Annotated in this window: 24 protein-coding genes; all 24 read left to right on the forward strand. The window is 31.2% G+C overall.

What is annotated here, in order from left to right:
* Window positions 1-6: 6 nt before the first annotated feature.
* The 24 genes from rsxE (at window position 7) to ylqF (ending at window position 22,212) form a co-directional block, all read left to right on the forward strand.
* On the forward strand, window positions 7-609 hold the full coding sequence (gene rsxE / locus KVH43_RS10300) for an electron transport complex subunit RsxE (protein WP_218282447.1): 603 nt from the start codon (window positions 7-9) through the stop codon (window positions 607-609).
* Between the two features lie 14 nt (window positions 610-623).
* Window positions 624-1,205 (forward strand): electron transport complex subunit RsxA, encoded by a 582-nt coding sequence (gene rsxA / locus KVH43_RS10305; protein ID WP_218282448.1) that lies wholly within the window; start codon window positions 624-626, stop codon window positions 1,203-1,205.
* 16 nt (window positions 1,206-1,221) lie between these two features.
* Window positions 1,222-2,205, forward strand: a complete 984-nt coding sequence (locus KVH43_RS10310) for an RnfABCDGE type electron transport complex subunit B (RefSeq protein ID WP_218282449.1) — start codon at window positions 1,222-1,224, stop codon at window positions 2,203-2,205.
* Window positions 2,206-2,658: 453 nt separating this feature from the next.
* Window positions 2,659-3,033 (forward strand): NusG domain II-containing protein, encoded by a 375-nt coding sequence (locus KVH43_RS10315; RefSeq protein WP_218282450.1) that lies wholly within the window; start codon window positions 2,659-2,661, stop codon window positions 3,031-3,033.
* 15 nt (window positions 3,034-3,048) lie between these two features.
* Window positions 3,049-3,549: a Gx transporter family protein gene (locus KVH43_RS10320; RefSeq protein ID WP_218282451.1), complete on the forward strand. Its 501-nt coding sequence runs from the start codon at window positions 3,049-3,051 to the stop codon at window positions 3,547-3,549.
* A 39-nt stretch (window positions 3,550-3,588) separates the two neighbouring features.
* The gene (locus KVH43_RS10325) at window positions 3,589-4,167 is read left to right on the forward strand and encodes a Maf family protein (protein ID WP_218282452.1); all 579 of its coding nucleotides are present in this window, start codon (window positions 3,589-3,591) and stop codon (window positions 4,165-4,167) included.
* Between the two features lie 51 nt (window positions 4,168-4,218).
* Window positions 4,219-4,881, forward strand: a complete 663-nt coding sequence (gene radC, locus KVH43_RS10330) for a RadC family protein (RefSeq protein ID WP_218284144.1) — start codon at window positions 4,219-4,221, stop codon at window positions 4,879-4,881.
* Between the two features lie 25 nt (window positions 4,882-4,906).
* Entirely contained in the window at window positions 4,907-5,941 is a 1,035-nt protein-coding gene (locus KVH43_RS10335) for a rod shape-determining protein (protein WP_218282453.1), read from the forward strand.
* A 44-nt stretch (window positions 5,942-5,985) separates the two neighbouring features.
* Window positions 5,986-6,789 (forward strand): rod shape-determining protein MreC, encoded by an 804-nt coding sequence (gene mreC / locus KVH43_RS10340; RefSeq protein ID WP_255547740.1) that lies wholly within the window; start codon window positions 5,986-5,988, stop codon window positions 6,787-6,789.
* 13 nt (window positions 6,790-6,802) lie between these two features.
* On the forward strand, window positions 6,803-7,303 hold the full coding sequence (gene mreD / locus KVH43_RS10345) for a rod shape-determining protein MreD (RefSeq protein ID WP_218282455.1): 501 nt from the start codon (window positions 6,803-6,805) through the stop codon (window positions 7,301-7,303).
* Between the two features lie 5 nt (window positions 7,304-7,308).
* Complete coding sequence (locus KVH43_RS10350; RefSeq protein ID WP_218282456.1) at window positions 7,309-10,044, forward strand: penicillin-binding transpeptidase domain-containing protein; 2,736 nt, start codon at window positions 7,309-7,311, stop codon at window positions 10,042-10,044.
* A gap of 108 nt (window positions 10,045-10,152) precedes the next feature.
* Window positions 10,153-10,791, forward strand: coding sequence for a septum site-determining protein MinC (minC, locus tag KVH43_RS10355; protein ID WP_218282457.1), 639 nt, complete (start codon window positions 10,153-10,155; stop codon window positions 10,789-10,791).
* Between the two features lie 49 nt (window positions 10,792-10,840).
* On the forward strand, window positions 10,841-11,635 hold the full coding sequence (gene minD, locus KVH43_RS10360) for a septum site-determining protein MinD (RefSeq protein WP_218282458.1): 795 nt from the start codon (window positions 10,841-10,843) through the stop codon (window positions 11,633-11,635).
* A gap of 16 nt (window positions 11,636-11,651) precedes the next feature.
* Complete coding sequence (minE, locus tag KVH43_RS10365) at window positions 11,652-11,933, forward strand: cell division topological specificity factor MinE (RefSeq protein ID WP_338028340.1); 282 nt, start codon at window positions 11,652-11,654, stop codon at window positions 11,931-11,933.
* A 243-nt stretch (window positions 11,934-12,176) separates the two neighbouring features.
* A complete protein-coding gene (gene rodA / locus KVH43_RS10370) occupies window positions 12,177-13,283 on the forward strand; it encodes a rod shape-determining protein RodA (protein WP_218282460.1) in 1,107 nt (368 codons plus the stop codon).
* A gap of 21 nt (window positions 13,284-13,304) precedes the next feature.
* Window positions 13,305-13,712: a methylglyoxal synthase gene (gene mgsA, locus KVH43_RS10375; protein ID WP_218282461.1), complete on the forward strand. Its 408-nt coding sequence runs from the start codon at window positions 13,305-13,307 to the stop codon at window positions 13,710-13,712.
* A gap of 92 nt (window positions 13,713-13,804) precedes the next feature.
* Complete coding sequence (locus KVH43_RS10380) at window positions 13,805-14,842, forward strand: FAD:protein FMN transferase (protein ID WP_218282462.1); 1,038 nt, start codon at window positions 13,805-13,807, stop codon at window positions 14,840-14,842.
* Window positions 14,843-15,022: 180 nt separating this feature from the next.
* On the forward strand, window positions 15,023-15,724 hold the full coding sequence (locus KVH43_RS10385; protein ID WP_218282463.1) for a M23 family metallopeptidase: 702 nt from the start codon (window positions 15,023-15,025) through the stop codon (window positions 15,722-15,724).
* A gap of 19 nt (window positions 15,725-15,743) precedes the next feature.
* Window positions 15,744-16,622: a M50 family metallopeptidase gene (locus tag KVH43_RS10390; protein WP_218282464.1), complete on the forward strand. Its 879-nt coding sequence runs from the start codon at window positions 15,744-15,746 to the stop codon at window positions 16,620-16,622.
* A gap of 106 nt (window positions 16,623-16,728) precedes the next feature.
* On the forward strand, window positions 16,729-18,576 hold the full coding sequence (locus KVH43_RS10395; protein WP_218282465.1) for a TIGR03960 family B12-binding radical SAM protein: 1,848 nt from the start codon (window positions 16,729-16,731) through the stop codon (window positions 18,574-18,576).
* Window positions 18,569-19,285 carry a TIGR03936 family radical SAM-associated protein gene (locus tag KVH43_RS10400; protein WP_218282466.1) on the forward strand — a complete coding sequence of 239 codons (717 nt, stop codon included), beginning with the start codon at window positions 18,569-18,571 and terminating at the stop codon, window positions 19,283-19,285. Before KVH43_RS10395 ends, KVH43_RS10400 begins: the two co-directional genes overlap by 8 nt.
* A gap of 29 nt (window positions 19,286-19,314) precedes the next feature.
* Complete coding sequence (locus tag KVH43_RS10405) at window positions 19,315-20,823, forward strand: Rne/Rng family ribonuclease (RefSeq protein ID WP_218282467.1); 1,509 nt, start codon at window positions 19,315-19,317, stop codon at window positions 20,821-20,823.
* 110 nt (window positions 20,824-20,933) lie between these two features.
* Complete coding sequence (gene rplS / locus KVH43_RS10410) at window positions 20,934-21,278, forward strand: 50S ribosomal protein L19 (protein WP_218282468.1); 345 nt, start codon at window positions 20,934-20,936, stop codon at window positions 21,276-21,278.
* A gap of 64 nt (window positions 21,279-21,342) precedes the next feature.
* The gene (gene ylqF, locus KVH43_RS10415) at window positions 21,343-22,212 is read left to right on the forward strand and encodes a ribosome biogenesis GTPase YlqF (RefSeq protein WP_218282469.1); all 870 of its coding nucleotides are present in this window, start codon (window positions 21,343-21,345) and stop codon (window positions 22,210-22,212) included.
* Window positions 22,213-22,219 lie beyond the last annotated feature (7 nt).

The raw sequence follows: 22,219 nt of genomic DNA on the forward strand, positions 1-22,219 counted from the left end.
GACGAGATGAAATTAGGAAAAACGTTTATGAATGGTATATTATTTGAAAATCCGATTTTTGTACAAATGCTAGGAATGTGTCCAACACTTGCTGTTACAACATCAGCTAAAAATGGTGTTGGTATGGGACTTGCAACAACAGCAGTTTTAATAGGAGCAAATATAGTAATTTCACTGCTTAAAAAGGTTATACCTAGTAAAATTCGTATACCAGCGTTTATTGTAGTTATTGCAGCATTCGTTACAGTAATAGGACTTATGCTAAAGGCTTATCTTCCTGCACTAGATAGTCAATTGGGATTATTTATTCCATTGATTGTTGTTAACTGTATTATATTAGGAAGAGCAGAAGCATTTGCATCTAAAAATTCTGTAGTAGCTTCAGCTGTAGATGGTATTGGTATGGGATTAGGATTTACAATTGCTCTTACTATATTAGGTAGTGTAAGAGAGATATTAGGAGCAGGTGCTATCTTTGGTAAAGTTTTATTTGGAGCATCTTTTCAGCCAGCTTTAATTATGATTCTTCCTCCAGGTGCTTTTCTTGCTTTAGGTTTATTATTAGCGCTTTTAAATTATATTCAATCTAGAAAAGCAATTCAAAATTAAAGGAGGGAAAGAACGTGGATGTAAAAGGATTATTTGTTATACTCGTTAGTGGTATATTAGTAAATAACTTTGTATTATCAAGATTCTTAGGGATTTGTCCGTTTTTAGGAGTATCTAAGCAAGTTGAAACAGCTTCAGGTATGGGAATGGCTGTTACATTTGTTATGACTATAGCATCGATCATCACATATTTTGTTCAGCATGCTATTTTAGAACCTTTTCATTTAGAATATTTGCAAACAATAGCTTTTATATTAGTTATAGCTGCATTGGTACAGTTTGTAGAAATGGTAATTCAAAAGGTAAGTCCAACCCTTTATCAAGCATTAGGTGTGTATTTACCACTTATTACAACAAACTGTGCAGTACTTGGTCTAACAATTTTAAATATTCAATCTAGGTTTAATTTAATTGAAACCATCGTAAATGCTATTGGAGCGGCTGTAGGTTTTTCTCTAGCGATTATTCTTTTTGCAGGAATTAGAGAGCGTCTTGAAATAGCAGATGTTCCTGCTATATTTAAAGGATTTCCAGTAGCACTTATAACAGCAAGTTTGATGGCTATTGCATTTTTAGGATTTGCTGGACTTGTGTAAAGAGGAGGGAAATGATATGGATTTATCAACAATTATAGGTCCTGTTGCCAGCTTAGGTGGAATGGGACTTCTATTTGGAGCAGGACTTGCATATGCTTCTCAAAAATTTGCAGTTGAAGTAGATCCTAGAGTAACTGCAATTAATGAAGTATTACCAGGTGCAAACTGTGGAGGCTGTGGATTCCCAGGTTGTGGAGGATTGGCAAATGCAATCGTTGAAGGAAAAGCACCTGTGAATGGATGTCCTGTTGGTGGTGCTGATTGTGCAAAAAAAATTGCTGAAATTATGGGTGTAGAAGCAGGCGACGATGTAAGAAAAGTAGCAAAGGTATTGTGCGGTGGAGATAATGCAAACTGCAAAGAAAAATATGATTATTATGGCATTCAAGATTGTAAAGCAGCAGCAATGATTGCTGGAGGAAGCAAAAGCTGTGCATATGGCTGTCTTGGATTAGGTACGTGTGTAAGTGTTTGTCAATTTGGTGCGATCGAGATTACAGATGGAAAAGTGGCAAGAATTATTCCTGAAAAATGTACGGGATGTGGAAAATGTATAGAAGCTTGTCCAAAGGATGTAATTGCTCTTGTGCCTTTTGAGCAGGATGTTATTGTGGAATGTAATAATAAGGAAAAAGGAAAAGCTGTTAAGGATAAATGTAGCGTTGGCTGTATCGGCTGTCAGCTATGCGTGAGAGCTTGTCCTTTTGACGCTATAAATTTTGAAAACAATCTTGCAACAATTGACTATGAAAAATGTAAAAACTGTATGTTATGCGCAGAAAAATGTCCTACAGGTGCAATTTATGCAAACTTTGAGAACAGAAAAAAAGCAGAAATTATACCTGATAACTGTATTGGATGTACAATTTGTGCAAAACAATGTCCAGTTGATGCAATAGAAGGTGAATTGAAAAAGGTTCACAAGGTTTTAGAGGATAAATGTATTGGTTGTGGAGCTTGTGCAGAAAAATGTCCTAAGAAAACAATTATAATGAAGTAATAAAAAGAACATGCCAAGAGGCATGTTCTTTTTATGTGGTGTGATCAGATTGTGAAATATTTACATATTACTGATGAATTTCATACTTGTCATGAACATGGCAAAATGTTAAACTTAAATTATATGATAGCATAAATATAGGTAAACAACATTAACATAAAAAAAAGAAATATATAAAGATAAGTGAATGACTTCGATAACTTTTGTAAAAAAACTTACTGAAATTTCATAAAAAATACGTTAAGAACCTTCATTGTTTGAACGAAGTGAGTTTTGAAGGTTTAGTATTTTTTCATGGAATGAAGTTTTGTTTTTTCAAAAGTTATCTGGAATGAACTATCTTTTATATTTCGTTTTGAATTTGTTTACCTATATAATCATATAATAACAACTAAAAAGTATAAATAAATGAATTATTTGGCAAAATATGAATAGATATGAGAGATGGAAATAATGACAAAATGGGATAAAATACTTATAGTATCGGTTATTTTTTTTGCGTTGATAGGAATGTTTGGACTAAAAGAAATAACTGCTAATGATAAATATTTGTATTTAATCATTGAAGTAGATGGAAAAGAGTATAAAAAGATATCTTTAGATGGATTAGATCATTCTAAAACAATAGAAATCAATACAAAATATGGACATAGTGTAATTGAAGTAGATGGTCAAGGTGCTAGATTTTTAGAATCAGATTGTAAAGATCAATTATGCGTAAAGATGGGGAAAATTACAAAAGCCAATCAAACAAGTATTTGTTTGCCGAATAGAATATCTATCAAACTTGTATCAGAAGAATCAGATGTAGATATTGTTAGCTACTAGGGAAAGGACTATATTATGAGAGTAAAAAAAATAATCTACTTATCATTGATTACAGCAATAGGTATTTCATTGCATATATTGGAGTCATCTATACCTTTACCGATTAGTACTGTACCTGGAGCAAAATTAGGTTTGGCAAATATCGTAAATCTTGTGACGTTGGTGGTATTTGGTTTCAAAGAGGCTTTAGTGGTTGGAATATTAAGGTGTTTTGTGGCGATGCTTGGAACAGGTGCTGTTACTGGGTTGTTTTATAGTTTATCAGGTTCTTTATTGAGTACGCTTATTATGTGGTTTGTATACAAATATTTTTCAAAATATTTTAGCTTGATCGGGGTAAGTGTTTTTGGTGCACTAGCACACAATATTGCACAGCTCACTGTTGCAAGCTTAATGATTGAAAACTATCTTATTTTCACATATTTGCCTATGATGATGATTATAAGTCTTTTTACAGGATACTTTGTTGGTCTAACAGCCATCTATACATCTAATCATTTAAAGAAAATAATATGAGAAATAATAAGGATATTTGAGTAGAGTGTAGGTGAAAAAATGAAAAAAATTATATTAGCGTCAGCTTCTCCAAGAAGAAAAGATATTCTTGAGAAATTCGGATTTCCATTTAAAATAAAAAAAGGGAATATAGAAGAAAAAATAGACGCAGAAGAAAAACCAGAGCAGATTGCAATGAGTTTGGCATTTGAAAAAGCTATAGAAGTTTCAAAGAGCTGTAATGAAGGTGAAATTGTTATAGCAGCTGATACAATTGTTGTAAAAAATGGAATTTTAGGGAAACCTAAAAATTATGAGGAAGCCTTTAGTATGTTGAAAATGCTCCAAGATGATATTCATGATGTAATTACTGGACTTGCAGTGATAGAGGTTGATACTTATAATAAGTTTGTAACCTTTGAAAAAACAAAAGTAAAGATGAAACAGTTGACAGATGATGAGATCAAAAGGTATATTGATACAGGAGAAGTTTGGGATAAAGCTGGTTCTTATGGTATTCAAGGAAAAGGCAGTGCACTTATAGAATGGGTTTATGGAGACTATTTTAATGTAGTTGGATTACCAATAGCAAAGCTTCAAAGTATGTTGAGCAAATATTTTGATTTAGAGCTTATTTAAGAGAAGGTGCATAAAATAGTGGATAAGGATAAACATCTTTCTATTAAAGCAATGGCTGAAAGTGAAAGACCTAGGGAAAAATTAATAAGGTCAGGTGTAAAGAATTTATCCAATGCAGAGCTATTAGCTATTTTGATCAGAACAGGGACAAAAGAGATTTCAGCTATTGATTTATCACAAAGGATTTTATCAGCAAGAGAAGATGGTTTAAGATATTTAGCAGATTGTACTATAGAGGAGTTAAGCAATTTAAAAGGAATAGGGAAAACAAAGGCTTGTCAAATTGTAGCAGCTGTGGAATTAGGAAAGAGACTTTCCATGAGTATTTCAAAAGCTAAATTTAGTGTTCAATCGCCTAAAGATGTAGCTAATATTTTTATGGAAGAGATGAGGTATTATAAAAAAGAATATTTTAAGAGTGTTCTTTTAAATACAAAAAATGAAATCATCTCTATTGAAGATGTTTCTATTGGCAGTTTGAATAGTTCATTGGTTCATCCACGGGAGGTTTTTGTAGGACCTATAAGAAAAAGTGCATCCTCTATTATTCTTATTCATAATCATCCTAGTGGGAATCCAAAGCCAAGCAATGAAGATATTAAAATTACAAAAAGATTAATGGAAGTAGGAAAAATTATTGGAATTGAAGTTTTAGACCATATTATCATTGGTGATGGAAAGTTTATAAGCTTAAAAGAGCTTTCGATTATATAAAGGAGTTTAGGAAGGAGCAGTATGGATGGGATTATTTAATTACTTTTCAAAGGATATGGGAATAGATTTAGGAACAGCGAATACACTTGTATATATTAGAGGTAGGGGAATTGTAGTAAGAGAGCCCTCTGTAGTTGCGATACAGGAAGATACGAAAGAAGTTCTTGCTGTGGGACAAGAAGCAAAACAAATGATAGGAAGAACACCTGGAAATATTATTGCTATCAGACCATTAAAGGATGGTGTAATAGCTGATTTTGATATAACACAAAGCATGCTAAAATATTTCATAAAAAGGGCTTACCCTAAAAAGTCTTTATTATTTGCACCAAGAGTAGTAGTAGGTGTACCATCTGGAGTTACAGAGGTTGAAAGAAGATCTGTTGAGGAAGCTGCTCTTCAAGCTGGAGCAAAAGAGGCATATCTTATTGAAGAACCAATGGCTGCTGCTATTGGTGCAGGATTACCCGTAGAAGAACCTACAGGAAGTATGGTTGTTGATATTGGAGGCGGTACAACAGAAATTGCAGTAATTTCTTTAGGTGGTATTGTAACAAGCAGATCTGTTAGAGTTGGTGGAGATGAATTAGATGAGTCTATTGTTCAATATATAAAGAAAGAGTATAGTTTAATGATTGGGGAAAGAACGGCTGAAGAAATAAAGGTAACAATTGGATCAGCTTTTCCTAAAGTAAAAGAAGAAAAAATGGCGATAAGAGGAAGAGATTTGGTTTCAGGACTACCAAAAACATTAACAATTTCTTCAACAGAGATATTAGAAGCATTGCATGAGCCTATTAATACAATTATTGAAGCGATAAAATATACCTTAGAAAAAACTCCTCCAGAATTGGCATCAGATATTATGGAGCAAGGGATTATGCTTACTGGTGGAGGAGCCCTTTTAGATGGATTTAATAAATTAGTAAGAAAAGAAACGGGGATGCCTGTTCATATTGCTGAAGAACCACTTGATTGTGTTGCATTAGGTACAGGAAAGACTATTGAAGAAATTGAAACATTAAAAAGAGTGCTTATTTCTTCGAAAAGAATGAGATAAAGTGGTGAGAAGTTATGAAAAAGCTGATAAAAAGGGGAACAATGATGATAGTAACATTTGTTACTATCATTCTCATTATTATAATGGGGATTACAATAGGTGGAAGAGCAAAGGTAACAATGCCTGAAAATATAATTGGTAAAGTGATAGTACCTGTACAAAAAGTACTCTATAAGGGTGGACAAGGTATTGAGCGAGCAGTAAGTTCTCTATTTACATTTAGAACTATTGCAAAGGAGAATGAGGTATTAAAAAAAGAAATAGAAAAGCTAAATCAAAAAGTAATACAATTATCCCTTACAAGAGATGAATTAAATGAACTAAGAAGTTTATATAGTGCTTTAAATTATGCAAAGGAAAATAATAAAAATAATTATGTAACAGCCAGTATTACAGGAAAAGATATTGGAAACTGGTTTAATATGTTTACAATTGACGCAGGAAAAAATCAAGGAATAAAAAAAAATAGTACAGTAATGAATGGACAAGGCTTAATTGGAAAAGTTTTTGAAGTAGGGGATGATTGGTCTAAAGTTGTAACAATTATAGATAATAAAAGTTCTGTAAGCTTTCAGGTTCTACGCAATAACCAATATATAGGTGTGATTAGAGGAAGTGTGAAGGGTGAACTTAATGGATATTTGATTGACCCTGAGGCAGATGTATTAGTTGGAGACAAATTAATCACATCAGGTCTTAGTATGTATGAAAAAGGGATACTCATTGGGGAAATTAAAGAAGTTATAAAGAAGGAAGACGAGCTTTTAAAAACTATTGTAGTAGAGCCTGTAGTAAATTTTAAAAAGTTAGACAAAGTATTTATTATAGTGCCTGATAAATTAAATTAAAGGGGTTACAGGTATGAGAATGTTAGCTGTTACATCGATTATCATATTCAATTTTTTAATACAATCTACCCTATTGCAATATTTTAGAATATTAGGGGTTCTTCCTAATACAAGCTTGATTGTGGTTGTTGGATTTTCTATTTTATGGGGAAAGAAAAGTGGTGCTATAATTGGATTTTTTACTGGAATTTTACAAGACATAATGTTAGGGAATATGATAGGAACAAATGCATTGCTGTATATGTTAATAGGTTATAATATTGGAGTTTTAGAAAAGAAAATATATAAAGATAATAATTTGGCACCTATATTTTTCACAACGATTTCTACTATATTGTATCATTTGGTGTATTATGTGTTCATGTATGTATCGCATAATGCAACAAATATGATTTTTCTGTTTAGAAAGATTATATTTTTAGAGGTTATATATAATGATGTTTTATCTATATTCATTTATAGGATTTTATACCAACTTACTAAACATCCCTATATGAAAGCAAAAACAAGGTGATGAAAATGTTAGAAAAATTAAAAGATAGACATAATCAAATGATTTTATTCTTTACAGTGTTCTTTTTAGTTCTTTTATTCAGGTTGTTTGATTTAACTATTGTTGAAGGTGAAAAGTATAAGGAAATGGCAGAAAATATTAGAATGAAGAAGATACCTATTTCTGCTCCGAGGGGAGAAATAAGAGATAGATATGGAAGAGCGCTTGCAGTGAATAAGCCGAGCTTTACTGTTCAAATTATGAAGAATGAGTTAATGGACGAAAAGATCAATGAAGTATCAGTAAAGCTATTGAATATTCTGATGAATAATGGAGAAAATTATCATAATAATTTTCCTATAAGGCTTGAGAATAATAAGTTTTATTATACCTTTGATAAAGAGATAGAGGAATGGTTAGGAGAGCATGGAATAAAGGATGTAAAGGATGCAAAGGTTGTATTTAAGTTATTAAGAGAACAATTGGGCATAGATTCAAATTTAGATGTATTTGAAGCTCAAAAACAGATGCAAAGTGTACATGGTGTATACCCACCTATTTCAGTAAAAACAATGAAGTTTATACCTCAGATGAAGAAGGAAAATTTCCTTAAGGGATACGGTTTGGATAAAAATTTAACTGCCAAAGCTGCTTTCATGGCATTAAGAGAAAAATTCAAAATACCTGAAAGCTATTCAAATGAAGATGCTATGAAAATATTAATTATAAGAAATGAATTTAGAGAACAAGGCTATAGGCAATATCAGCCTGTAAAGGTGGCATTAAATGTATCAGCTAAAACTGTTGCTGAAATCGAAGAAAGAAGCATTGAACTACCTGAAGTAAATGTTGAAGTAGAACCTATTCGCTATTATCCTAATGGAAAATTGGCTTCTCATATTCTTGGATATTTAGGAAAAATATCAGATAGTGAAAAAAGTAAATTCACAAAGGAAATGGGATATCTTCCTAATGATTTGATAGGAAAAGATGGGATAGAGAGGTCATATGAAAAGGAATTAAAGGGAAAAGATGGAGCTAAATATGTAGAAGTTGATGTATATGGAAGGCTTATAAATGTATTGAGAGAGGAAAAGCCTCAAAAAGGAAAAACTATATATTTGTCTATAGATGCTAAGCTGCAAAGAGTTGCAGAAAAAGCATTAGAACAAGCTTTGAAGGAAATTCAGGTAGGTGGTACCTTTAAGAGCAAGTGGGGAGATTATAAATATAAAAATGCAATGAGGCATGCTACATCTGGAGCAGTAGTAGCACTAGATGTAAATACAGGAGAAGTATTAGCATTAGCTAATTATCCATCCTTTGATCCAAATCTTTTTGCTACAGGAATTTCAGCAAAGGATTGGAAAGCTGTTCAAGATGATAATCCAAGAGATCCTCTATCACCTGTTCCGCTTTATAATATAGCCACTAGAACTTCTGTACAGCCAGGTTCTACCTTTAAAATGATAACAGGTCTTGCTGCTATAGAAAATGGATTAGATCCTACTAAAAAATTATATGATGGTGGATATATTAAATTAGGAGGAAGGACCTTTGGGAGTTGGATGTGGAATGAATATAGGAGATCTCATGGATGGGTAGATTTGTATAAATCCTTAGAGGAATCTGTAAACTATTATTATTATGATATATCTACAAACTTTGATTATTATAAAAACAAACCATTAAATACTTCTATGAATGTGAATAAAATATTAGAGTATGCAAAAAAATTTGGACTAAATGAACCAACTGGCATTGAAATTAGTGAAGTTGCCTATGGAGTTCCAAACCCTAAAAAGAAAATGCTTGTTATAAAAAGCTTGTTGAGAAGAAAACTAAAAGCAAAAGCAAAAGAATACTTTGAAAAAGAGATTCTAAAAGATGAAGAAAAGTTAAATGAACAAATTGAAATAATCGTAGGTTGGACAGAAGAAAATCCGTCTAGAGGAGCATTGATTAATAGAGTAAAAAAGCTTAATGTCAAGGAAGATAAAGTAACAGAATTAGTGGATTTGATAAAATTTAGCTATTATAAGCAAGCAAAATGGACTATAGGAGATACCTTTAACCTTTCTATTGGACAGGGGCAGCATCAATATACGCCTATACAAATAGCTAGATATGTAGCAGCTATTGCTAATGGTGGATATAATAATAAAGTTAGTGTTGTAAAAAAAATAGAGAATGAAAAAAAAGAAGGAAATAATGGAGAAAGAATAGAGTTAAAGGATTATAATAATATAGAACACATAAAAAAAGGTATGGAACAGGTTGTTTATGGAAATCGTGGTACCGCGAGAGGCTATTTTAGGAATTTTCCAGTAAAAGTTGCAGCCAAAACAGGATCTGCACAAAAATCAGGAAAAATTCAGCCAAAGGATGAAGTTGCTTATCTAAAAAAATACTTAAAGTGGATTGCACCTTATATTAGTTGGACTGATGTGCAGCAGAAGGCAAAAGAATATAATAAAAAGTATAAAAATGAAGGCTTAGCTATGAGAAAGGCTATTAAGGAATTAAGCAATGGAAGAGTAACAGATGCAGCTTTAGATCAATATAAAGACGATTATGATGCTTTTGGTTGGTTTGTATCATATGCACCAATTGATAAGCCTCAAATTGCTGTAGTTACCTTGATATTTCAAAGTGGTGCAGGTGGATATGGAGCACCTATTGCTCGAGAAATTATTGCAGAATATTTAGGACTTAATAAAGAATATGAAAAAGTAGATCTTAAAAATACACTTACAAATTAGATGAATTTGCAAGTGTATTTTTTTTATAAAAAAAGAGGATTTATATGTGTTTTGAAGAATAAATTATTATGCTATATTTATTTGTACTAATTTGGAGGTAGTCACTGGATGTACGAGGAAAATTGTGTTGCATTCAAAGGCAGCAAGGAAGGTATATCGATTTATTTTAAAAGAGATTCTGATTATGCAAAGTTAAAAGAGCAGTTAATCATAAAGCTTGAATCGGCTAAACGTTTCTTTAAAGGAGCAAAGGTTATTAGCATTCAAGGGAAAATATTAACTGATGAGGAAAGAAATGAGATTAAAGAAATTATTCATTCAAGATTTGGAATGATAATGGTTGAAAAGGATGAAGAAATAAAAAAGAATGAAATAAAGGAATCAAAGAAAGTATTTGAGGGAATAAAGGAAGGAAATACAAAGTTTGTTCGAGCAACAATACGTTCGGGTCAAAGCATTAAATTCAAAGGAAATGTGGTTATTATTGGTGATGTAAATCCAGGGGCAGAAGTAGTAGCAGAGGGAAATATATTGGTAATGGGAGCTTTGAGAGGACTAGCACATGCTGGAAGTAGTGGGAATGAGAAGGCATTTGTTGCAGCTTTTAGTTTACAACCAACACAGCTGAGAATTTCTAACGTTATTAGCAGATCACCTGATAATGAACTTATAAAACCTATGGGACCTGAGCTTGCATGTATAAAGCAAGGTGTTGTTGTGATTGAACCGTATTTGCCGAATAAATAAGTAAATGAAAATTAATTTTTTATGAAATAGTGATAATGGAGGGAATAAAATGGGTGAAGTAATTGTGATAACATCAGGTAAAGGTGGAGTTGGAAAAACCACAACAACCGCAAATATTGGTACGGGATTAGCTCTTGAAGGGAAAAAAGTTGTAGTTGTAGATGCTGATATTGGACTTAGAAATTTGGATGTAGTAATGGGATTAGAAAATAGAATTGTATATGATATTGTAGATGTTGTAGAAGGAGTTTGTAGATTAAGACAAGCTTTGATTAAAGACAAGAGATATGATGGATTATTTTTATTACCAGCTGCTCAAACAAAAGATAAAAATGCGGTGAATCCTAAGCAGATGCAAAAGCTTTGTAACGAATTAAAAGAGCTTTTTGATTATGTTTTAGTAGATTGTCCTGCAGGTATTGAACAAGGCTTTAAAAATGCAATTGCAGGGGCTGATAAAGCAATAGTTATCACTACACCAGAAATATCTGCTGTAAGAGATGCAGATAGGATTATTGGACTTTTAGAAGCTGCTGAATTAAGAAATCCATTGCTAGTGATTAACAGAGTTAGAATAGATATGGTTAAAAAGGGAGATATGATGAATATTGATGATATGATAGATATATTAGCAATAGATCTTTTAGGAGTAGTTCCTGATGATGAGTATATTGTCATATCTACAAACAAAGGAGAGCCTGCTGTAGTAGGAAATGTATCTATGGCAGGGAAGGCTTATAGAAATATAACAAAGAGGATATTAGGAGAAGAAGTTCCGTTTCTTGAGCTACAAGGACAAGAAACTTTCATGTCAAAAATAAAAAAACTATTTGGAATGAATTAAATTTAAGGAGGAGGGAATGATGATGGATGTATTTAAACTCTTTAGTAGAGAAAGCTCCTCAAGTAAGAATGTAGCAAAGGAAAGATTAAAATTAGTACTTGTGCATGATAGAATAAATTGTTCTCCACATTTTTTAGAAATGGTAAAGGAAGATATATTAAATGTTATTTCTGATTATATGGAAATCGATGAAGCTGGCTTAGATATTAAAATTTCAAAAACTAAAAGAAGTGAAGATAATGCAATGATTCCTGCTTTAATTGCAAATATTCCTATAAAAAAAATGAAAACAAAATAAAAAAGTCTTCTGTTGAAGGCTTTTTTGTTTTGCAATATATATAAAAGCTTCTTAACGTATTTTTTATATATTTTTTTTATGAAAGTTATCAAAGTCTTATATATTTCTTTTTTTATGTTGATGTTGTTTATCTATAAAAAGCTTATATATATGGAGTAATTTTCAGAAAAAGAGAATTATTGTTGAGAGTATTTTAATTTATGTGATATAATTTTAGTTGAGCATATTAAAAGAGGTGCACAAATGATAGATAAAAAACTATTTAAACATATAGATGTTATGCTAATTGTTATTGTAGTATTGTTATTTATAAGTAGTTTGATGATGATTAGTAGTGCAACCCATGTTACTCAAAATGGGTTAACTAGGCAAGTGAAAATACAGACAATAGCTTTTTTCTTAGGGATATTTGCTATTGTAATGATTCTTTTTATTGATTATAATACCTTTGGTAATTTTCAAAAAGGTATTTATATCGCGTCAATTGTGCTATTAGTGGCTGTGCATATACCGGGAATTGGTAAAGCTCAATTTGGTGCAAGGAGCTGGATTAACTTAGGTCCTGTGGACATACAGCCATCTGAGATTGTTAAAATAGCTTTTATTCTTTCCTTTGCAAAATTCTTAGAAGATAGACAGAATAAATTAAATACAATAAAAGATTTAATTCCTGTGGGATGCTATGCAGCAGCACCTATATTATTGATTTTAAAGGAGCCTGATTTAGGGAATGCATTAGTATTTATGGTGATTGCTTTTGGAATGATTTTTGTGTCGGGGCTAGATTATAAAATAATAGGAAGAGGTATGCTTGCAGGGGTTATTTCTTTACCACTTGTATATAAGCTTTTAGCCCCACATCAAAAAGTAAGAATAGATGCATTCTTAAATCCATCTGATGTAAGTTTGCCTGGGAATTATCATGTGATGCAATCAAAGATTGCTATTGGCTCAGGAAAATTGCTAGGAAAAGGTCTATACCACGGAACACAAAATAATTATAATTTTTTACCAGTGCAGGAATCTGATTTTATTTTTGCAGTTTTAGCAGAAGAACTTGGTTTTATAGGTGCTTTGGTCATTCTTGCTTTATATTTTATTTTCTTATATAGAATGATAAAAATTGCAAAAAATGCAAAAGATGTGTATGGATCTTTAATTGTGGTAGGTATTACTTCAATGTTTGCCTTTCAAATATTTGAGAATATTGGTATGACTATGGGGGTGATGCCTGTAACAGGAGTTACACTTCCTTTCTTAAGCTATGGTGGGAGTTCTCTTTTAACCAATATGATAGCAATTGGAATTATTTTAAATATAGGTATGAGAAGGCAAAAAATCAATTTTTAAACGGGTGAGGAGAAGATGCGAATGAAGATTGCACTAATAGCACATGACAAGAAAAAAGAAAGTATGGTTAACTTTGCAATAGCATATAAGGATACTCTTGCAAAGTATGATTTGATGGCTACTGGTACTACAGGTAAAAGAATTATGGATGCTACAGGACTAAAGGTAAAGAGATTTCAATCAGGACCTTTAGGAGGTGATCAGCAAATAGGTGCAGAAATTGCACAAAATAAAATTGATTTAGTTATATTCCTAAGAGATCCATTAACAGCGCAATCCCATGAGCCAGATATCCTAGCATTGCTTAGGTTATGTGATGTTTATAAGATACCTGTAGCGACGAATATAGCTACTGCTGAAATCCTTCTTCGCGCTATGAAAAGAGGAGAATTTCATTGGCGTGAGATTATTAGAAAATATGATGAGTAAATATTTAAATAAAATAGCTCCCAATACATATTTGTATTAGGGGGTTAATAATATTTTTGGGATTTTAATTATTGGCAAAATGGAGGATAGCTATGACAAAAAAAGTTAATTTATATTTTTGTGTAATTATATTATTATTTGTAAGCTTATTATCAGGATGTAGTAAAAAGAAAGAGCCTGTTACAGATTCAGCGTATATGCTAGGAACTCATTTAAATATTACTATTTGGACAGAGAATGAAGATGAAGGAAAAAAAGTGATAAAGGAATGCTTCAAAAGGATTTCTGAAATAGAAAAAAAGATGAGCGTAAATATAAAGGATAGTGAAATCAATAATATAAATAAAAATGCAGGAAAGGAATTTGTAAAAGTAAGTGCTGAAACAAGTAAAGTTTTAAATAAAGCATTAAAATATGGAGAAATTTCGAATGGAGCCTTTGATCTTACTGTTGGAAAATTTGTGAAGCTATGGGGAATTGGTACTTACAATGAAAGAATTCCTTCAAAATCAGAAATTGATGATGCATTAAAATATGTAGATTATAAATTATTAAAAAAAGATGAAAAAAATGGATATAAGCTCGATAAAGAGGGAATGCGTATTGATTTAGGAGGGATTGCTAAAGGATATGCAGCAGATGAAGCATATAGGATTCTTAAAAGTAATGGAATTGAGAATGCTGTTATTAATTTAGGAGGAAATATTTTTACTTTAGGAACAAGACCTGATGGTGAAATTTGGAAAATAGGAATACAGGATCCTTTTGAACCTACTGGTACTTATATGGGGATTGTTCAATTTTCTGATAAAGCTATTGTTACTTCAGGAAACTATGAAAGATTTTTTATCAAGAATAATAAAAGATATCATCATATTATTGATCCTAAGACAGGCTATCCGTCTGAGAATGGAATCATTAGTACGACAATTATAACAAATCATTCTATTGATGCAGATGCATTATCAACTTCTGTTTATATATTAGGGGTTAAAAAAGGCTTAGATTTAATTGAAAAGCTTGATGATGTGGAATGTATTATTGTTACTAAAAATCGCAAGGTATATTTATCATCAGGAATGAAAGATAAATTTAAAATTAAAAATAATAGTTTTCAAATTGAAAATTAGGACTAAAGCATTGGCTTTAGTCCTTTATTGTAATAATTAAACCTCCCTTTAAATATTATTATATATAGGGATCCAACTTCAACATAAAAAAAAGAAATATATAAATGGAATGAACTATCTTTTATATTTCATTTTAAAGTTGTTTACCTATATAATATCATGAACATAGGGAGGTAAGTTATGAATAAATCATATCTTTATTATCAAAACAGAAAACCTCATAAAAATAATGAGAATTCCTTTTATAAAAAATTTTTAAAGCAGATTGTGTTATGTATATTGATTGTGTTATTAGTTATTTTGATGAAAAATATTCATTCTCCAATTACTAATAAAACAACAGAAATGATTAAAATATCTCTTACAAAGGAAATGGATATAAAAAAATCTATAAGAGGAGTTATAAAATACGCAAAGGAAATACCTAAAATGCCAGAAAAAGTAGTAAATGTATTTAGTGATTTTTCAGGAAAAAAAGATTTACAAATGGAATTTGCAGTACCTGTAAAGGGTGATATTATATCAGATTATGGAGAAAAAGTAGATCCTATTTCTAATATTAAAACCTTTCAAAGAGGAGTAGATATACTGATTGATAAAGATAAAAATATAAAAGCAATCGCAGATGGTGAAATTATAGAAATTGGTGAAGGGAAAAGCTTAGGTAAATATGTAAAAGTAAAACATAGCCATAATATTATATCATTATATGCAGATTGTTCAGATATTCAAGTGAAAAAGGGACAAAAAGTAAAGAAGGGAGAAATTATTGCCAAAATTTATAGGCACAACACAAATGCATATTTGCATTTTGAGCTTTGGGTAGATGGAAAAGTAGTTGATCCAGAAAAGTACATTCCTTTTGATAGAAAGATTTTATAAAATAAAGGATGGTATGTGAATGAGGCTGATGAGGGTATATGGAGTAGACATTAAGGTGAATGTGCTTTTATGTATTATTTTTTTCATATTTTTTATATTTGGGTATATTGAAAATTTAATAATTTCTTTTTTAGTAGTGCTACTCCATGAAGGGGCTCATGTATTTGTTGCAAAATTATTTGGATATAGAATAGACAAAGTGGAAATTTTCCCCTTTGGAGGTGTTGCAGCAATTGAAGAAAACCTTGTGATGTATCCTAAACACGAAATTATAATTGCTGCATCTGGACCTATTTTTAATTTTATTATAGTGTTTATAAGTTATAATATGTTAGGTAGCTTGTATGCATCTTTTGATGGATTTGTTTTTTTTGTGTATGCTAATCTAATGATTGGTCTATTTAATTTACTTCCTGTGATTCCTTTAGATGGAGGAAGAATGATAAGAGCATATTTAGCCTATTTAATAGGATTTAAGAAGGCAACAAATATAGTTGTGATTTTATCTAAGGGTATAAGCTGTCTGCTATTTTTATGGGGATGCTATATGATTAAGTTCAATAAGCTGAATATATATTTACCTTTATTAGCTATATTTTTGTATACAGCTGCTCATAAAGAGCAAAGCATAGCAGCTTTTATTTTTATTAAAGAGATTGCACAAAAAAAGCAGCATTTATTATGTAATGGGGTATTAAGTACAAAATACCTAACAGCAGTAAAAAGTGTGTCTGTAAAGGATGTGATGAATCAGTTTGTTCCAAGAAAGTATCATATTATTACTGTCGTAGATACACGATGTAATGTTATTGGTGTATTAACAGAAAACGATATATTTAATGGGATGGTTCAATATGGACTAAATGCTTCTTTAGAAAAGTTGTTAATGGGAAAGTAAAATGGTAGAATAGTAATGCAAAACTTTAGAGCCCAATAAGGTATTTATGTTAATGAGTCTACAAATAATACAAAAGAGATCAAAGTAGAAACTAGGAGGACAAAGGATGAACAAGGCAGTCTTAGAAGACTTATTATTTCAAGTTGAAAAACCTGCAAGATACATAGGCAGGGAAATTAATTCAGTAAATAAATCACTAGATAAAGTTAAGGTGAGATTTGGATTTGCATTTCCAGATATATATGAAGTGGGAATGTCCCATTTAGGAATGCATATTTTATATAATTTGCTCAATAATCAAGAGGATATATACTGTGAAAGAATATTTTCGCCATGGGTTGATATGGAAGAACAATTAAGACAAAGAAATATATCTCTTTTTACGCTAGAAACACATACGCCTATAGTAGAGTTAGATTTTATTGGATTTACACTGCAATATGAACTAAGCTATACAAATGTGTTAAACATATTAAACTTAGGAAATATACCTATAAAAAGAGAAGATAGACAACAAGAGCATCCATTTGTTATTGCTGGAGGACCATGTGTATACAATCCAGAGGTTCTTGCAGATGTGGTAGATATATTTATTTTAGGTGAAGGAGAAGAATTATTATTAGAAATAATGGATCGCTATAAAGAATGGAAGGGCTCAGGAAAGGATAAAAAAGAGTTTTTAGAGTATATTGCCGATATTAAAGGCGTATATATTCCATCCTTTTATGATTTAGAATATGATGAGGAGGGTAACATAAAAGCTTTTATACCTAAGAAGGAATCTTATCCTAGAACTATCTCTAAAAGAATTATTAAGAATTTAGATGATATTTACTATCCTGATAAAGTAATTGTTCCATTTATCAATGTAGTTCACGAACGTGCTATGGTAGAAATATTTAGAGGATGTACACGAGGATGTAGATTTTGTCAAGCAGGAATTATCTATAGACCTGTTAGAGAAAGATCACTGTATAAAGTGAAAGAATTAGCGCATGAGTTGATTAAAAATACTGGATATGAAGAATTGTCTTTGGCATCACTTAGTACAAGTGATTATTCGGAAATAATACCTTTGATAAGGCACTTGATAGATGAATATGCAGGCAAGAAGATAGGTTTATCTTTACCTTCTTTAAGATTAGATAAATTTCCATTAGAGGTGCTTGAAGAAATTCAAAAGGTTAGAAAAACTGGGCTTACATTTGCTCCAGAGGCAGGAACACAAAGGCTTAGAGATGTGATTAACAAAGGTATTACAGAAAAGGATTTAATCGATGCTTGTGAGAATGCTTTTTCACTTGGATGGAACAATGTAAAGCTTTACTTTATGATTGGTCTACCAACTGAAACTTATGAAGATTTAGATGGGATTGTAGACCTTGCAAAAAAGGTTGTTGATGCATATTATCGTACACCTAAAGAAAAAAGAGGAAAAGGATTAAATGTTACTATTAGTACATCTAATTTTGTACCAAAGCCTTTTACAGCTTTTCAGTGGCATCCACAGGATACGATTGAAAAATTAAAAGAAAAACAAAAATATTTAAAGGAAAAGTTAAGACATAAAAATATAAAATATAATTATCATGATGCAAAAACAAGCTTTTTAGAGGCTGTATTTGCTAGAGGAGATAGAAGATTAGGAAAAGCATTAATAAAAGGATGGGAAAATGGATGTAAATTTGATGGATGGGGAGACTTTTTTGAATATGATAAATGGATGAAAACCTTTGAAGAATGTAATATAGATCCAGCATTTTATGCGAACAGGGAGCGTTCTTATGAAGAAATATTGCCATGGGATTTTATTGATATAGGAGTAACAAAAAAATTTTTAATCAGAGAAAATGAAAAAGCAAAAAAAGGTGATTTGACACATGATTGTAGAATAAGCTGTACAGGTTGTGGTATGAATCATAGTTTGATAGGTGGTGATGTATGCAATGTATAAAGTAAGAATGAGATTTAGTAAAAAGGATTTTATGATATTTATTTCTCATTTAGATCTAGCAAGAGTAATGGAAAGAGCTTTAAGAAGAGCAGATGTACCTCTTTGCTTTACACAAGGATTTAATCCTCATCCGAAGATATCTTTTGCTACAGCACTAGCTTTAGGGGTTTCTAGTGATGGAGAATATGTAGACATAGAGATTGAAGAAAAAATAGATCTAAATATTTTAAAAGAAAAGATAAACAAGGAATTGCCAGAAGGGATTCATATTATTCAATGTCAATACATAGATGTAAAAAGTAAACCTCTTATGGCTGTTATTGAATATTCTACTTATATTGTAAGATGTGTTTTAGCAGATGATGTAAATGAGGATAAATTAAATGCTTTGATAAAAGATTTTATGAAAAACAAAGAAATTATCATACATAAAATAGTGAAGAAAAAAAACAAAACGAGAGAAAAAGAAATCAATATCAGACCGTTTATTAGAAATTTAGAATTGCTAAATAAAGAAGATTGCAATTGTATATTTAAAATGACTCTAGCTACAGGTAGCAAAGGGAATTTAAAACCTGAAGTGCTGATCGAGCAGCTAAAGGATAGAATGAAAATATCTATATTGTTAGATAGTATTAGAGTTCATAGATTGGGTTTATATAGTATAAAAGATGAAAGACTCATTGAACCTTTAGAGATTGGCAGGTAGACTTTTAAGGAATTAGGGGGATTATTGGAATGAATGAAATCATAGTCAATTCCAGTTTAAGCCAGACACGTGTTGCTTTGCTTGAGGATAAAGAGCTGGTAGAATTATATATTGAAAGAGAAAACAGTAAAAGAACTGTAGGAAATATTTACAAAGGACGAGTAACAAATGTATTACCAGGAATGCAAGCTGCTTTTGTTGATATTGGATGTGAAAAAAATGCTTTTTTATTTGTAAAGGATGCAATACCACCTGAAATGTCAGGGAGTAAAGAGGTATCTATAAGAGATGTGGTTAAAAATGGACAAGAAATTATTGTACAAGTCATTAAAGAGTCTATAGGCACAAAAGGGGCTAGAGTAACAACTCATTTAACTCTTCCAGGAAGATATTTAGTATTAATGCCTTATATAGATTATATAGGTATTTCTAGAAGAATTAATGATGAAGAGGAAAGAGATAGATTAAGGAATATACTTGAAGAGTTAAAACCAAGTAATATGGGGATTATTGTTAGAACGGCAGGCGAAGGAAAAACAGAAAAAGAATTAAAAGAAGACTTGAAATTTCTATTAAAATTATGGCAAAAAATTGATAAAGAAAAGCATCTAGGCTTTGCTCCAAGAGTGATTTATAAGGATTTAGATTTGATCCATAGAACCATAAGAGATATGTTTACAGGCAATATAGATAAATTTGTTATTAATGATAAAGAAAAATATAACAGTATAATTGATCTTGTCGAGCTTATTGCACCTCACTTAAGAAATAGAGTAGAGTTTTTTGAAATGGATATGGATATATTTGATTACTATCGTATAGAAAAAATGATTTATGAGGCAATAGGAAGGAAAGTTTGGCTGAAAAGTGGTGGTTATATTATAATAGATCAAACAGAAGCATTGACTGTGATTGATGTTAATACAGGGAAATATGTGGGCAGTATTGATTTAGAAGATACTGTTTTAAGGACAAATAAAGAAGCTGCGATAGAAATTGCTAAACAACTGAGATTGCGTGATATTGGTGGGATTATTATTGTAGACTTTATAGATATGAATAACGATGGTGCAGAAAGGGAAGTATTAGAAGTATTAGAAAAAGCACTTGAGAAGGATAAGACCAAAACAAATGTTTTAGGAATAACACAACTAGGGTTACTGGAAATGACTAGAAAAAAAATTAGAGGAAGAATAGGTTCAATTATGCAAAGAAAGTGTCCTTATTGTGATGGAACAGGAAATGTACTATCAGAATATACAGTGATTCAAAATATTGAGAAGGAAGTAAGAAGAATTGCTGTACATACAAATGCTCAAGCTGTACTCATTGAAGTAAATCCTTCTGTAGAAGCTTTGCTTAAGGCAGATGGAAATCGGTTTGTTCATGAATTAGAGGAAATTTCAAATATAAAAATATTCATAGAGGGTGTAGATCATATTCATAACAATCATTTAAATGTAAAGGCTATGGGGAAGATAGAGAAAATCGAAAGTATAATAGCAGAAAAAAATAATGACTTTAGAAAAAAAGAGTAAATATATTTATTGTATTATAAAATCAAATGTGTTATAATCATACTTGGCAATACGGGCGGTCCTCTATTCTTTGTAAGAATATGAACGTCTAGGAAGGAAGGAGGTCAACTATGGACATCATAAAAGCAATTGAACAAGAACAGCTTAAAACTGATATTCCGGAATTTAATGTTGGTGATACAGTAAAAGTACACTTAAAGATTAAAGAAGGAAACAGAGAAAGAATTCAGGTATTTGAAGGTTTTGTACTTAAAAGACAAAACGGTGGAGCAAGAGAAACTTTCACAGTAAGAAGAATTTCTTATGGAGTTGGAGTTGAAAGAACTTTACCATTACATTCACCAAAAATTGAAAAAATTGAAGTGATTAGAAAAGGAAAAGTTAGAAGAGCTAAGCTTAACTACATTCGTAAGTTAAGAGGAAAAGCAGCGAAAATTAAAGAGAAGAAGTTTTAATAAAAGGGACTGGACACAGTCCCTTTGTTAATATATCAAATACATAAAAGGTGCGGTGAGAGGAATGCAACAGATTAACTGGTATCCAGGACATATGAAAAAAACAAAAGAGCTGATTCAACAAAATTTGAAATTGGTGGATGTGGTGATTGAATTATTAGATGCTAGGGTTCCTATTAGCACTAGAAATCCTCAAATTGATAAGATAATAGTAGGTAAACCTAGAGTTATTGTTTTAAACAAGAGCGATTTAGCAAATTCGAGGGTTACCCATGAGTGGATAAAATATTTTAAAGAAAGTGGCATAAATGCTATTCCAGTTAATTCATTAACTGGTGCAGGATTAGATAAATTAATGACAGAGGTGCATAATGCTGCTAAGGATAAAATGGATGAGAGAATAAAAAAGGGGATGCGTGTAAGACCTGTAAGAGCTATGATTGTAGGAGTTCCTAATGTAGGTAAATCTTCTATTATTAATAGATTAACAGGTAAGAAAAGTGCTAAAACAGGTGATAGACCGGGTGTAACAAGAGGAAAACAGTGGGTTAGATTGAAAGGAAATATTGAATTATTGGATACTCCTGGAATTTTATGGCCTAAATTTGAAGATCAAAATGTAGGGCTAAAGCTTGCTTTTACTGGTTCTATCAAAGATGAAATCCTTGATATAGAGACTATTGCATTAAGACTTATCGAATATCTTTGTGAGAAATATCCTGAATATATGAAGGAAAGATATAAATTGAAAGACATTGAAGAAGATGGACTAATGAATATGGAAAACATAGCGAAAAATAGAGGATGTATTATTTCAGGTGGTAGAATTGATTATACAAGGGTAGCAAAGGTAGTGATAGATGAATTTAGAAGTGGGAAAATAGGAAAGATTACCTTAGAAACACCTGATGATTTAAGCACTATGGAAGAATAGTGCTTTT

The sequence above is a fragment of the Crassaminicella indica genome, from assembly GCF_019203185.1.
GTDB classification, from domain to species: Bacteria; Bacillota; Clostridia; order Peptostreptococcales; family Thermotaleaceae; genus Crassaminicella; species Crassaminicella indica.

What these genes read in the sequence shown, in the direction of transcription:
- radC (WP_218284144.1), top strand. Translation starts at nt 4,219, where the DNA reads ATGGCTGAAAGTGAAAGACCTAGGGAAAAATTAATAAGGTCAGGTGTA.
- KVH43_RS10325 (WP_218282452.1), top strand. Translation starts at nt 3,589, where the DNA reads ATGAAAAAAATTATATTAGCGTCAGCTTCTCCAAGAAGAAAAGATATT.
- KVH43_RS10395 (WP_218282465.1), top strand. Translation starts at nt 16,729, where the DNA reads ATGAACAAGGCAGTCTTAGAAGACTTATTATTTCAAGTTGAAAAACCT.
- rodA (WP_218282460.1), top strand. Translation starts at nt 12,177, where the DNA reads ATGATAGATAAAAAACTATTTAAACATATAGATGTTATGCTAATTGTT.
- KVH43_RS10405 (WP_218282467.1), top strand. Translation starts at nt 19,315, where the DNA reads ATGAATGAAATCATAGTCAATTCCAGTTTAAGCCAGACACGTGTTGCT.
- mreC (WP_255547740.1), top strand. Translation starts at nt 5,986, where the DNA reads ATGATAGTAACATTTGTTACTATCATTCTCATTATTATAATGGGGATT.
- minE (WP_338028340.1), top strand. Translation starts at nt 11,652, where the DNA reads ATGATGATGGATGTATTTAAACTCTTTAGTAGAGAAAGCTCCTCAAGT.
- KVH43_RS10380 (WP_218282462.1), top strand. Translation starts at nt 13,805, where the DNA reads ATGACAAAAAAAGTTAATTTATATTTTTGTGTAATTATATTATTATTT.
- minC (WP_218282457.1), top strand. Translation starts at nt 10,153, where the DNA reads ATGTACGAGGAAAATTGTGTTGCATTCAAAGGCAGCAAGGAAGGTATA.
- rplS (WP_218282468.1), top strand. Translation starts at nt 20,934, where the DNA reads ATGGACATCATAAAAGCAATTGAACAAGAACAGCTTAAAACTGATATT.
- ylqF (WP_218282469.1), top strand. Translation starts at nt 21,343, where the DNA reads ATGCAACAGATTAACTGGTATCCAGGACATATGAAAAAAACAAAAGAG.
- KVH43_RS10400 (WP_218282466.1), top strand. Translation starts at nt 18,569, where the DNA reads ATGTATAAAGTAAGAATGAGATTTAGTAAAAAGGATTTTATGATATTT.
- KVH43_RS10310 (WP_218282449.1), top strand. Translation starts at nt 1,222, where the DNA reads ATGGATTTATCAACAATTATAGGTCCTGTTGCCAGCTTAGGTGGAATG.
- KVH43_RS10385 (WP_218282463.1), top strand. Translation starts at nt 15,023, where the DNA reads ATGAATAAATCATATCTTTATTATCAAAACAGAAAACCTCATAAAAAT.
- KVH43_RS10390 (WP_218282464.1), top strand. Translation starts at nt 15,744, where the DNA reads ATGAGGCTGATGAGGGTATATGGAGTAGACATTAAGGTGAATGTGCTT.
- KVH43_RS10315 (WP_218282450.1), top strand. Translation starts at nt 2,659, where the DNA reads ATGACAAAATGGGATAAAATACTTATAGTATCGGTTATTTTTTTTGCG.
- rsxE (WP_218282447.1), top strand. Translation starts at nt 7, where the DNA reads ATGAAATTAGGAAAAACGTTTATGAATGGTATATTATTTGAAAATCCG.
- mgsA (WP_218282461.1), top strand. Translation starts at nt 13,305, where the DNA reads ATGAAGATTGCACTAATAGCACATGACAAGAAAAAAGAAAGTATGGTT.
- mreD (WP_218282455.1), top strand. Translation starts at nt 6,803, where the DNA reads ATGAGAATGTTAGCTGTTACATCGATTATCATATTCAATTTTTTAATA.
- KVH43_RS10335 (WP_218282453.1), top strand. Translation starts at nt 4,907, where the DNA reads ATGGGATTATTTAATTACTTTTCAAAGGATATGGGAATAGATTTAGGA.
- KVH43_RS10350 (WP_218282456.1), top strand. Translation starts at nt 7,309, where the DNA reads ATGTTAGAAAAATTAAAAGATAGACATAATCAAATGATTTTATTCTTT.
- KVH43_RS10320 (WP_218282451.1), top strand. Translation starts at nt 3,049, where the DNA reads ATGAGAGTAAAAAAAATAATCTACTTATCATTGATTACAGCAATAGGT.
- minD (WP_218282458.1), top strand. Translation starts at nt 10,841, where the DNA reads ATGGGTGAAGTAATTGTGATAACATCAGGTAAAGGTGGAGTTGGAAAA.